We start from the raw sequence: 11,960 nt of genomic DNA on the forward strand, positions 1-11,960 counted from the left end.
AAACCATGAGCGAACTTAACTCCGCCTTGGAGCACCCAACATACAACTACAAGGTAGTGCGCCAGTTTACAGTGATGACTGTAGTCTGGGGTATTGTAGGGATGCTGATTGGCGTGTGGATCGCCGCCCAACTCGCTTGGCCGGCTCTAAACTTTGATTTACCTTGGATCAGCTTTGGACGCCTGCGGCCCCTGCACACCAACGCAGTGATCTTCGCCTTCGGCGGCAGCGCCCTGTTCGCCACATCTTACTATGTGGTACAGCGAACCTGCCAAGTCCGGCTGATATCCGACAAGCTAGCTGCCTTTACCTTCTGGGGTTGGCAGGCAGTGATTGTCTTGGCGATTATTACTCTGCCACTTGGCATGACCTCTACCAAAGAGTACGCCGAGCTCGAGTGGCCGATCGATATTCTCATCGGCTTGGTCTGGATAACTTACGCCTTTGTGTTCTTTGGCACTATCGGCCAGCGTAAAACCAGTCATATCTATGTTGCCAACTGGTTCTATGGCGGTTTTATTTTAACCGTTGCGGTACTGCACATCATCAACAGCATGGCAGTGCCAGTAGATTTGACCAAATCTTATTCGGCTTATGCGGGTACCGTTGATGCCATGGTGCAGTGGTGGTATGGCCATAACGCAGTGGGCTTTTTCCTCACAGCGGGCTTCCTTGGCATGATGTATTACTTTGTGCCCAAGCAAGCCGAGCGTCCGATCTACTCCTATCGCTTGAGTATCGTGCACTTCTGGGCACTGATTGCTGTGTATATCTGGGCTGGCCCTCACCACCTTCACTACACTGCTCTGCCAGACTGGGCTCAGAGCCTGGGTATGGTGATGTCCATCATCCTACTGGCACCCTCTTGGGGCGGTATGATCAACGGCATGATGACGCTATCCGGTGCATGGCACAAACTGCGCACCGACCCGATTTTGCGCTTCCTCGTGGTCAGCCTGTCGTTCTACGGCATGTCGACTTTCGAAGGCCCGATGATGGCTATCAAGACCGTAAACTCGCTATCGCATTACACCGACTGGACTATCGGCCACGTACACTCTGGCGCTTTGGGCTGGGTTGCCATGATTTCCATCGGCAGTGTGTATCACCTCATTCCCATTCTCTATGGCAAAGAGCGTATGCACAGTGTTGACCTGATCAACGTCCACTTCTGGATGGCCACCATCGGTACGGTTCTGTACATCGCCTCCATGTGGGTCAACGGGATCATGCAAGGCTTGATGTGGCGCGCCTACAACCAGGACGGCACCTTGACCTACACCTTTATTGAGTCGATGGTCGCCAGCCACCCTGGCTACCTGGTGCGCTTAGCAGGTGGAGCGATCTTCTTTGGCGGTATGTTGGTGATGGCCTACAACCTTTACATGACCAGTCGCAGAGATGTTACAGCGACTGAGGCGGCCCCTGCGGCCACCGGCACGGCGTAAGGAGCAAGCAAAGCATGTCCTTAAGTAAACACAGCAAAATTGAGACGAACGTCAACCTGATGATCGTTCTCACTATCGTGGCGATTAGTTTCGGCACCTTGGTTGAGCTCGCTCCGCTGGTTTTTGGCCAGCAGGTAAAAGAACCTATAGATGGCTTGAAACCCCTGCCAGCTCTAGCCCTTGAAGGGCGCGACATCTATATCCGTGAGGGCTGCCACGTCTGTCACTCGCAGATGATCCGGCCCCTGCGCGCTGAAACCGAGCGTTACGGTCACTACACTGTTGCGGGTGAATTGGTTTACAACCACCCCTTCTTGTGGGGATCCAAGCGCACCGGACCAGACTTGGCGCGAGTTGGCGGTCGCTATAGTGACGACTGGCACCGAGCTCACATGTATAACCCACGGGACGTAGTTCCTGAGTCAATCATGCCGTCTTACCCCTGGCTATTTGACAATACTCTCAGCGGCGAAAAAACTGGCCGCAAGATGAGTGCACTGCGCACCGTGGGCGTACCCTACACCGACGAAGACATTGCCGGAGCCCAAGAGGCCGTGGCGGGCAAAAAAGAGATTGATGCCTTGATCGCCTACCTGCAACAGCTCGGCACACTGCTGCAAATAAGGCGTTAAACATGGATATTAATGATCTCAGGGGTTTAAGCACCCTATTCTTAATGCTGTCTTTTATTGGCCTATGTATCTGGGCTTACAGTGGAAAACAGCGCGAGAGCTTCAATCAGGCGGCACAATTGCCCTTTGCCGATGATGAAATGAACAAACGCAGCATGCGGGAGGAAGTCAGCAATGACTAGTTTCTGGAGTCTATGGATTATTATCCTCACTAGCATCACGCTGATTGGTATTACTTGGATCCTCTTGGGCAACCGCAAGTTAGGTGCAAAAAAAGAAGATCAGGCTACCGATCATGTCTACGACGGTATTGAAGAGTATGACAACCCACTGCCGGTGTGGTGGTTCTACATGTTCGTCATTACTATCGTCTGGGCAGTCGGCTACCTGATCGTCTACCCCGGCATGGGCAACTACCCCGGCCTGATCGGCTGGACCCAAATCGCTCAGTATGAAGAGCGCGTCGGCGCCGCAGAAGAACGGCACCGCGCTATGTACGATCGCTATCTCGCTATGCCGATTGAAGAAATTGCCGATGATCCAGTAGTCCGCCGCATGGGTATGCGCATGTTCGGTAACGACTGCGCTCAGTGCCACGGTGCAGATGCTCGCGGTGGTTACGGCTTCCCTAACTTGACCGATGACGACTGGATTTATGGCGGTGAACCAGAGCAGATTGAAACAACTATCACCCAGGGTCGACAGGCAGCTATGCCCGCTTGGGGCAGCGTGATTGGCGATCAGGGCGTTGAGCAAGTCACTGCTTATCTACTGGAACTGAACCATCGCAATCCCGATGCAGAATTGGCCAAGGCAGGTCAAGGCGTGTTCCAGACCTATTGTGCGGTCTGTCACGGCCCCGATGCCAAGGGCAACATCGCTCTGGGTGCACCTAACCTGACCAACGGTATCTGGCTCTACGGCGGTTCGGAAAGCGAAATTGCGCACAGTATTCGCGCAGGTCGCAACGGCGTTATGCCAAGCTTCAAGGACACACTTGGGCCTGAAAAGATCCATATTCTTGCAGCTTACGTATACGGCTTACGCAACAGCGCACAAAATTAAGCTCCTCCACTGCGCCCTAGCTTCCGCTTAGGGCGCCCTCTCCCAGCGTTATCCATGGGATCCTGACATGCAAGATAGTAACAAGATCGACGTTAAGCAGATTGAGCCCTCCGAATTTGGCGAGCTCGACCTGTATCAGCAGCGCGAAAAAATTTACACTCGCAAAATTAAAGGCTTTTATCAGCGCATCCGGGTGTATACCGGCTGGCCGCTACTACTAGCTTACTTTCTTTTGCCCTGGGTAAACTGGGGTGACCGCCAAGCGATTCTATTTGACCTGCCGGCACGAAAGTTCCACATTCTGGGACTGACTTTGTGGCCGCAGGACTTCCCCTTGCTGGCCTTTCTGCTGATTATTGCTGCTTTTGCCCTGTTTGCTATTACGGTGTTCGCCGGCCGGGTTTGGTGTGGCTATACCTGCCCGCAAACCGTGTGGACCAGTATTTTTATGTGGATTGAACAGCGCACTGAAGGCAGCCGCAACCAGCGCATTAAGCTGGACAAGGCACCTTGGACGACTGAAAAGTTTCTGCGTAAATTCTCCAAATATTGCGGCTGGATGATTGTGTCTCTAATCACCGGCATCACCTTTGTTGCGTATTTTTACCCCGTGCGGCAGTTGGTACCCGAGCTGCTGACCTTTTCTACCGGGTTTTGGCAGTGGTCTTGGACCCTGTTCTTTACCCTTGCGACCTATATCAATGCCGGCTGGTTACGCGAACAGGTCTGTACCCATATCTGCCCCTACGCCCGCTTCCAATCGGTGATGTTTGACCAAGATACGCTGATCGTCTCCTACGACCCCAAGCGCGGCGAGGCACGCGGCTCACGCAAACGCGGTGCCGACTACAAAGCCCAGGGGCTTGGTGACTGCATCGACTGTGAGCTCTGTGTACAGGTCTGCCCCACCGGTATCGACATCCGCGACGGCCTACAATACGAGTGTATTGGCTGTGCCCTGTGCATCGATGCCTGTAACTCAGTCATGGACAAGATGGAGTACCCGCGCGGGCTCATCAGCTACACTAGTGAACACCAGTTAGAGGGCGGTACTACCGACTGGGTACGGCCACGCATGATTGGCTATGTAGTCGTACTGAGCCTCATGCTAGGCGTATTTAGCTATACCATCTTCAGCCGTATTCCGCTGGAGCTCAGTGTCTCCCGTGACCGTAATCAACTCTATGTGACATCCGGCCAAGGTGATATCGACAATATTTATACCTTAAACATTGCCAATATGGACGAACAAATGCACGAGTTTGAGGTCAATGTCAGCGGGCTAGACAACGTTGAGCTTATTGGCGAGCGCAGCTACACACTTAACGGTGGTGAAGTCCGCGAGATCTCCCTGCGACTACGGATGCCGCCAGAGACGCTTAGCAAGCCCAGCACACCGGTGGAGTTTGAAATTTACGCCACGGATGATGACAGCATCCGCGCCACCTCCGAATCACGTTTTATGATGCCTTTCAAATGAGTAATAAAGCCACTTATCGCGAAGCCTCATCGCCTTGGTACAAGCATTCTTATGCCTGGCTCCTGTTTGGACTTCCCGCCTGCGCGGTTGTTGCAAGCCTGTGGACTGTATTTATCGCTTACACGGGTTCAGATGATCTCGTGGTCGACGAATACTATAAAGACGGACTAGCCATCAATCGGCAGTTGGATAAAAAGCACAATGCCAGCAGTGCCAATATGCAAGCTGATATACAGATTCGCGGCGATGAGGTTCTGTTAAAACTGACAGGCGATCTTCACCCTCCCCGCTTGCGTTTATTGCTGTCTCACCCCATTGAGGCCAACAAGGATTTCAGCGTCACGCTACAGCGTAGTAGCGCCAGCGAATATCGGGCGAGAATGCCGAGCACTCCAGCGCCCCGCTGGCACTGGGTGCTCGAAGAAGCATTAGACAGTGGTAGCAGTTGGCGCCTAGATGGCGCTTTCACTGCCAGTGACTTCAGCCATGCCAACTCTCTCTAAGCTTGCCCTCAACAGTCCCGTAGCGCCAAGTGAAAATCTAGATTGCTACCACTGCGGTGAAAGGCTTGACTCAGGTCAGGACTTTGGTTTTGCGATTAACGGTGAGCATCGGCCGATGTGTTGCCCCGGCTGTCGCAGTGTTGCCAGCCTGATCTATGACAGCGGTATGTCCGCCTATTACGAGCGGCGTAGCGCCTTTGGCGAAAGACCCGATGAGCCCTCAAACATCGCCCAAGAGGCTCTCCTGATTTATGACGACCCTGAGGTGGCCGCTCAGTTTTGTGACATCACTGGCGATGAATGGGAAGCGCGCCTGCTGATCAGCGGCATTCATTGCGCCGCCTGTACTTGGCTAATTGAACACAGCCTGCTGCGTCTTAAGGGCGTCAAGCAAGCCAATGTTAGCCTACAGCATCAGCGCTTAGACATTCGTTTTGACAGCTCACTACAGCCACTCTCGGCCATCTTCGCTCAAATCGAAGCACTCGGTTATAAGGCCCAACCCTTCTATGCCGGAGCCCAGCGCGAACAGGCACAAGCAGAGTATCGCTTGAGCTTGCAGCGCTTGGCCATAGCTGGCTTAGGAATGATGCAGGTGGGTATGTTTGGCATCGCTCTGCATGCCGGCGACTTACAAGGCATTGCCAGTGAACACCAAGGCCTGATGCGCTGGGTTAGCCTGATTATCGCGACCATTGTAGTGCTATTCTCCTCGCGAGTGTTTTTCAGTACCGCCTGGCGTCACCTTAAGGCTGGCATGCTGGTCATGGATCTACCTGTTGCTATTGCCATTGGTCTGGCTTGGTTGGCCAGTGCGTGGGCCACCATAAGCGGCAGCGGACAGGTCTATTTTGACTCAGTGGTGATGTTTACCTTCTTTCTATTGCTGGGGCGCTTTCTTGAACAGCGCGTACGCCGCCGTTTTCAGCTCAACTGGTTCCAAATTGAAAACACCCTCCCCCAAGCTGTACAGCGCTTTGAACAGGGCACTTGGCTAACCGTGCCCCGTATCGCTATTAACAAAGACGATATCGTACTGGTACCCGCCGGCAGCACAGTGCCAATTGACGGCAGTGTTATTAAAGGTCGCAGTTCAGTGCGCGAAGACACTTTTAACGGCGAGCAAGATCCACGCCCGGTGGGACTGAACGACAGTGTCTTTACCGGTACGCTCAATCTAGAGGCTGCTTTAGAGGTAAAAGCAGCTGGCAGCTACAATGAATCTCGTCTAGCAGCGCTGCAGGAATCTGTGGGCCGTGCCAACACCGGCAAGCCGCGCCTAGCGAATTTAGCCGATAAAATCGCCGCTTGGTTTGTGCTACTGATTTTAGTCACAACCGGTGGCACGGCCTTAATTTGGAGCCAGATTGATCCCTCCCAAGCACTGTGGATTAGCTTATCGGTACTTGTCATCAGCTGCCCCTGCGCTTTGGCCTTGGCCACGCCGGTGGCCCTGACCAGCGCGGCAAGCGCCCTGCGTCATCGCGGCGTGCTAGTGCATGGTGAAAATGCCCTTGAAGCACTGTCGCGCAGCACGCGATTAATCTTGGATAAAACCGGTACGCTCACAGAGGGGCGATTAACGCTCAATCGATTAGAACTACTTGGGCCGCTGAGCCAAGACAAGCTGACAACTATTGCTGCTGCTTTACAGCAGAGTTCGCGACACCCGATTGCCAAAGTGTTTGAGCATGAGCAATCCGCCCCGGGCGTCAGCGAGCTCCATTACCAAGTAGGTGCTGGCGTCAGCGGTGTGCTGGATGGCCAAGAGTACCGCATGGGCAGCCTGGCCTACTGCCGAGAGTTGGCCCCTAGCCTAGCGGCGCCACCTAGCCACTCTCTGTACTGGGTAGCTCTGGTTCGCGATCAACAGCCCCTGGCCTGGTATGGTTTTCAAGACCCAATCCGCAGCGAAGCTGGCGCACTAATAAAGCGTCTGCAAGAGCGCGGAGTGACCCCGGAAATTCTCTCTGGTGATACGCCGGAGCGAGTCGCCGAGGCTGCCGCGGCGCTAGGCATAAGCAAAGCCCTAGGTGGGCAAAGCCCCGAGCAAAAAATGGCACGCGTAGAGGCACTTCAAGCTGAGGGCTTTACGGTGACCGCAGTGGGCGATGGACTGAATGACGCGCCCTTATTAGGCATGGCCAATGCCTCCTTTGCGGTGACCGATGCCACCGACCTAGCTCGTGCACAGGCAGATTTCGTGATCAACAACGGCAATCTTAATGCCGTCGACTTAAGCTGGCAGATGGCGCTGCGCTGCCGGAGTATTATCCGGCAGAACCTGTGCTGGGCACTGGGCTATAATATCTGCGCTATTCCCCTTGCGGCGATGGGCTACATTCCCCCTTGGGCTGCGGCTATTGGCATGTCGGCTAGCTCACTACTGGTGGTGTTAAACTCATTGCGTTTAACCCGCGGCTTGCGCTCGCCACTAACAGCGCAAGTAAGCGCCTAAGAGAGATCACTATGGCCAGCCTTTACCTCTTAATTCCTATCGCCTTGATTTTTTGTATCATCGCAATTCGTTTACTGTTGTGGGCTATTGGCAATGGCCAATATGACGATCTCGACAAAGAAGCCTGGCGTGTTCTGCTCGACGAAGAACCAGCAACAAAAAAGCCAAGCTCGCTAGAGCAATCCATCAACATCAAGGAAAAACCCCAGGATGGATAGTGCACTATTAGCAGCCTTTCTCGTTGGTATCGCCGGAGCCGGACACTGTCTTGGCATGTGCGGCGGTATTGCAGCTGCACTCAGCCTCAGTGGCGTCAACACTAAGCGGCTGACCTTGGCCTATCACGCCGGGCGTCTGAGCAGTTACAGCCTACTTGGTGCCGCCCTTGGCTTTGCTGCCAGCGGCATCGATATTGCGGCATGGACCATCACCCTACGCTACTTAGCCGCTGTTCTACTCATTGCTATGGGGCTTTATATTGCCGACTGGTGGCGTGGCTTACAGTGGCTGGAGCGCGCTGGCGCGCATCTGTGGAAACCCATTCAAGGCTTAGCAAAAAACTGGATCCCAGTGCGCAACATGCGACAGGCACTGGCTTTAGGTTTGTGCTGGGGCATGATGCCCTGCGGTTTGATTTATAGCGCCCTAGCTCTAGCAGCAACTCGACAAGAGCCACTAGGCTCTGGCTTGATGATGCTGGCTTTTGGTATTGGCACACTACCGGCGATGTTAAGCAGCAGTTTAGGGGCCGCGAAGCTACAGCAGCTACTCAGACGCAGAGGTTTAAAACAAGTCATTGCTGCCTTATTGGTGATATCCGGCGCTTGGACTTTATATATCACCGCCTCTCACAGTGATCACCTACTGCAGCAAACTCAGGCCGATCAAACAAGTAGTGGCCATCACAGCCACCACTGATAGGCGCACCCTCGCCAAGAAACAATCACTCAACGAGGGTGCCTGCAATAGGCTCGTTTAAGAGGCTAAGCAGATAGCGCGTCCATGGTCGTGGGGCTCAACGAGACCTTCGTGTAGGCTCTTAATCGCCATCTCGTAGTCTTCTTCATTGACCACAAATTGCATATCAACCTGGCGCATCGACTGATGAATAGCCAGCACGCTGATATTGTGCTGCGACAGTGCGCCAACAGTTTTGGCTAGGATGCCTGGCACCTGCATGTCACTGCCAATCGCTGACACGATCGCCACTTTTTGCTCTCGGATCTCAGCTTCAGGAAACTTCTCCTGAAGTACCTTTTTAACTCGCTTGACGGTTTTAAGGTTGGTCGACAAATAGTTTGTCACGGTATTGGCATTGATATCCTTAGCCACATTGTGAGCCTTAAAGCGCTGTAATGTCTTAAGGATTTCCATGTCGTAGTCGGCGACTTTCCCCGCCATATCCTGGTCAAAGAGTTCCAGTGCGTAGACCCCAGGGCAACCGGCAATGATTTCTACGCAAGCTGTATCACTCACATAATCACTGGTGATCAAGGTGCCGGTATGTTCTGGTTCAAAGGTATTCTTCACCCGCAGCGGGATACCATTCTGGCGCAAACCTTTAGCGGCCTTAGGGTGAATGGCTTCCATCCCCAAGTTGGCTAATTGGTCTGCTACATCGTAGTTGGTTCGACCAATCGGCACCGCATTTTCTTCGCCTACCAAACCGGGATCGGCACTACTTAAGTGGAACTCTTTATGAATAATGGCTTCGCGCGCATTGGTCAAAACAGCTAAACGACTAAAGGTCATCTCACTGTAGCCACGGTCAAAACTGGTAATCAGGCCATCTTCACTGTGCGCATAACCGGTGACAATCGGCATCTGCTTACTCAGATCGATATCGGCAAAAGCCTTTACAATACGCTCATCGAGAGAGATATGTTCGAGAGACTTCCAACCTGTCAGATCGACAAAGCAAGCATTGACCCCATCTGCTTGTAGCAAATGTGCCGTGTTCCAAGCCGAATGCGCTTCACCGACACTGGCCAACATTTCGCGCACAGTAGCCAGGTGATCTTCTACTGAGAAATGCCCATGGCGACAGAGGCTTTGCAGGTCTTCCAAGACTTGTTGCGCATTATCGAGGCGCTCACCAATAAAGCTATTAGCGGCTTTTAGCGCAGCAGGGTCACTAAACAGTGCGGCATTTTTGTCAAACATACTCTTGCGCACGCGATCCAAAGCTTCGGCCCAGCTGTTATCTCTAAAAGCGCCGGCAAAATAAGCGTAGACCCCGGGAGAACCATCTTTCTTATCCTCCAGCAATTGGTTGGTCATGCCGCCGTATGCCGATACCACAAACACCCGCTGATAGAGGGTATCAGCATTGGCTTGGGCAAAAATAATACTATCGCGCACCGCATCGTAATTACTCATCGAGGTGCCGCCGATTTTTTCTACACTGTGCAAACTCATGTTTATACTGGGTCCTGTCTGGAATTCCTTAATGGCCTTGCTCGGCAAGCAGCTATATCGCTATATAGCTGCGCCGAGAGCGAGAGGGGAAACCTGAGGATTAGTCTGTCACCGCTTCCGCTGTTAACTCGTAAGCCCCTTCCTTGTTATGCACTTCTTTACCGTGCAGTGGTGGATTAAACACGCAGGCCATTTTCATTTCTTTGAAGGCGCGCAAAATATGCTTGTCGTGTTTGTCTAGAATGTAAATGGTGCCTGGCTTGATGGGGTATTTTTTGCCATCGGCGACGGTTTCTACTTCACCTTCACCGGACATGCAGTACACCGACTCCAGGTGATTCTGGTAGTGCATGCCAAAGTCTGCACCTTCATAAATGGTTGTGATGTGAAACGAGAAACCCATATTGTCGTCTTTCAACAACAGACGAGTGCTATCCCAGTTGCCATCAGGAGAAACAATTTTACGCCCTGCAGCAGCGGCACTTTCCATATCTCTTACAATCATATTTTTACTCCTATCTACTTAGCAGAGTCCGCAGACCCTGCTGTAATATTGAATTAAGGCTTGCCTAGTTGACTATTAACTAGCCTGCTTTACGCCTACGTCGGTCTGGTAATCGTCTTCGAAATAGTCAACGGTTTCCGGGATAAAGTCTTCTTTATCACAAACCTCGGCAATGGCTTGTTCCAAAATATCCATACCGCGCTTGAGGTTTTCCTCGCTGATCACCAGCGGACATAAAATCTTGACCACCTGATCATCTGCGCCACTGGTTTCAATAATCAGTCCTTTACCGAAAGCACTGTGGGTGATTTTTCCAGCGATATCACCGTTCACGCAGTTAATACCGCGGAACATACCCCGACCACAGGTGTTGAAGTTGCCTTCACCATACTTCTCCACAAACTGATCAAGGCGCTTAGCGATGTAGTCACCTTTCTTGCGAATATTTTTGGCAAACTCATCATTCGTCCAGTATTCATTCAAGGCTGCAGTAGCAGTCACAAATGCAAAGTTATTACCGCGGAAAGTACCGTTGTGCTCACCGGGCTTCCACTGGTCCAAGTCGGGACGAATCAATACCACGGCAAAGGGCAGACCATAGCCACCGAGTGACTTCGACAGTGTCACGATGTCAGGTGAAATACCGGCTTCTTCAAAACTAAAGAAAGTACCGCTACGACCACAACCTGCCTGGATGTCGTCAACAATCAGCAATACGTCGTGCTTGCGGCAAACAGCTTCTAGGTTACGTAACCAGTCGAAGCTAGCGGCATTGATCCCGCCTTCACCTTGTACAGTTTCCGCAATCACTGCCGCTGGAAGGTCCACACCGCTACTGGAGTCCGACAGGACTTTATCCAGGTAGGCAGTGGTATCGACGTCTTCACCTAGGTAACCGTCAAAAGGCATACGGCTGCTGCCACTCAAGCTTACGCCTGCTGCGCCGCGATGATGAGAGTTACCGGTTGTGGCCAGCGAACCCAAGCTCACGCCATGGAAACCATTGGTAAAGGAAATCACGTTTTCACGGCCGGTGACGTTGCGCGCTAGCTTCAGCGCCGCTTCTACAGCGTTGGTACCAGTAGGGCCAGTGAACTGCATCATGTACTCAAGTTTGCGCGGCTTGAGGATAATTTCATTAAAGGCTTCCAAGAACTCGCCTTTAGCGCGGGTATGTAAATCGAGTCCGTGAGTAATACCGTCGCTGTGGATGTATTCCAGCAGCTTCTCTTTAAATACAGGGTTGTTATGACCGTAGTTTAAAGTGCCAGCGCCGGCCAGGAAGTCGATATATTCGTTGCCGTCTTCGTCATACAGAAACTCGCCTTTTGCGCGGTGAAAAACTCGCGGAAAAGAGCGCGCATAGCTTTGTACTTCGGATTCGATTTCTTCAAAAATTTTCATTGCAGTTCCTCTGCGTGAATGAATTAAAAATGTGCTGTCTTAGAAAA

At 52.4% G+C, this 11,960-nt stretch carries 12 protein-coding genes; 9 read left to right on the forward strand and 3 right to left on the reverse strand.

Going from position 1 to position 11,960, the window contains the following annotated elements; translation table 11 throughout:
* Nucleotides 1–5: 5 nt before the first annotated feature.
* From ccoN to H2508_RS05520, 9 genes are all read left to right on the forward strand, one after another.
* On the forward strand, nt 6–1,448 hold the full coding sequence (ccoN, locus tag H2508_RS05480) for a cytochrome-c oxidase, cbb3-type subunit I (RefSeq protein WP_182169789.1): 1,443 nt from the start codon (nt 6–8) through the stop codon (nt 1,446–1,448).
* Nucleotides 1,449–1,462: 14 nt separating this feature from the next.
* Nucleotides 1,463–2,080: a cytochrome-c oxidase, cbb3-type subunit II gene (ccoO, locus tag H2508_RS05485; RefSeq protein ID WP_182169792.1), complete on the forward strand. Its 618-nt coding sequence runs from the start codon at nt 1,463–1,465 to the stop codon at nt 2,078–2,080.
* A 2-nt stretch (nt 2,081–2,082) separates the two neighbouring features.
* Nucleotides 2,083–2,262, forward strand: coding sequence for a cbb3-type cytochrome oxidase subunit 3 (locus H2508_RS05490; protein WP_182169795.1), 180 nt, complete (start codon nt 2,083–2,085; stop codon nt 2,260–2,262).
* The gene (gene ccoP / locus H2508_RS05495; protein ID WP_182169798.1) at nt 2,255–3,145 is read left to right on the forward strand and encodes a cytochrome-c oxidase, cbb3-type subunit III; all 891 of its coding nucleotides are present in this window, start codon (nt 2,255–2,257) and stop codon (nt 3,143–3,145) included. The genes H2508_RS05490 and ccoP overlap by 8 nt, the downstream gene beginning before the upstream one ends.
* 67 nt (nt 3,146–3,212) lie before the next feature.
* Nucleotides 3,213–4,625, forward strand: a complete 1,413-nt coding sequence (gene ccoG / locus H2508_RS05500; RefSeq protein ID WP_182169801.1) for a cytochrome c oxidase accessory protein CcoG — start codon at nt 3,213–3,215, stop codon at nt 4,623–4,625.
* Nucleotides 4,622–5,128 carry a FixH family protein gene (locus H2508_RS05505; RefSeq protein WP_182169804.1) on the forward strand — a complete coding sequence of 169 codons (507 nt, stop codon included), beginning with the start codon at nt 4,622–4,624 and terminating at the stop codon, nt 5,126–5,128. The genes ccoG and H2508_RS05505 overlap by 4 nt, the downstream gene beginning before the upstream one ends.
* The gene (locus H2508_RS05510; RefSeq protein WP_235964857.1) at nt 5,082–7,586 is read left to right on the forward strand and encodes a heavy metal translocating P-type ATPase; all 2,505 of its coding nucleotides are present in this window, start codon (nt 5,082–5,084) and stop codon (nt 7,584–7,586) included. Before H2508_RS05505 ends, H2508_RS05510 begins: the two co-directional genes overlap by 47 nt.
* Before the next feature lie 11 nt (nt 7,587–7,597).
* Complete coding sequence (gene ccoS, locus H2508_RS05515) at nt 7,598–7,804, forward strand: cbb3-type cytochrome oxidase assembly protein CcoS (RefSeq protein ID WP_182169806.1); 207 nt, start codon at nt 7,598–7,600, stop codon at nt 7,802–7,804.
* The gene (locus tag H2508_RS05520; protein WP_182169809.1) at nt 7,797–8,504 is read left to right on the forward strand and encodes a sulfite exporter TauE/SafE family protein; all 708 of its coding nucleotides are present in this window, start codon (nt 7,797–7,799) and stop codon (nt 8,502–8,504) included. The genes ccoS and H2508_RS05520 overlap by 8 nt, the downstream gene beginning before the upstream one ends.
* A gap of 57 nt (nt 8,505–8,561) precedes the next feature.
* Here H2508_RS05520 and H2508_RS05525 read toward each other — a convergent pair whose 3' ends face one another.
* The 3 genes from H2508_RS05525 to ectB all read right to left on the reverse strand — a co-directional run bounded on the left by H2508_RS05525 (nt 8,562) and on the right by ectB (nt 11,913).
* Entirely contained in the window at nt 8,562–10,004 is a 1,443-nt protein-coding gene (locus H2508_RS05525) for an aspartate kinase (RefSeq protein WP_182169812.1), read from the reverse strand.
* A gap of 100 nt (nt 10,005–10,104) precedes the next feature.
* A complete protein-coding gene (locus H2508_RS05530) occupies nt 10,105–10,509 on the reverse strand; it encodes an ectoine synthase (protein WP_182169815.1) in 405 nt (134 codons plus the stop codon).
* Nucleotides 10,510–10,584: 75 nt separating this feature from the next.
* Nucleotides 10,585–11,913 carry a diaminobutyrate--2-oxoglutarate transaminase gene (ectB, locus tag H2508_RS05535; RefSeq protein WP_182169818.1) on the reverse strand — a complete coding sequence of 443 codons (1,329 nt, stop codon included), beginning with the start codon at nt 11,911–11,913 and terminating at the stop codon, nt 10,585–10,587.
* Between the last annotated feature and the right edge of the window lie 47 nt (nt 11,914–11,960).

Origin of the sequence: Sediminihaliea albiluteola (assembly GCF_014077625.1) — a bacterium.
Lineage (GTDB): Bacteria > Pseudomonadota > Gammaproteobacteria > Pseudomonadales > Halieaceae > Sediminihaliea > Sediminihaliea albiluteola.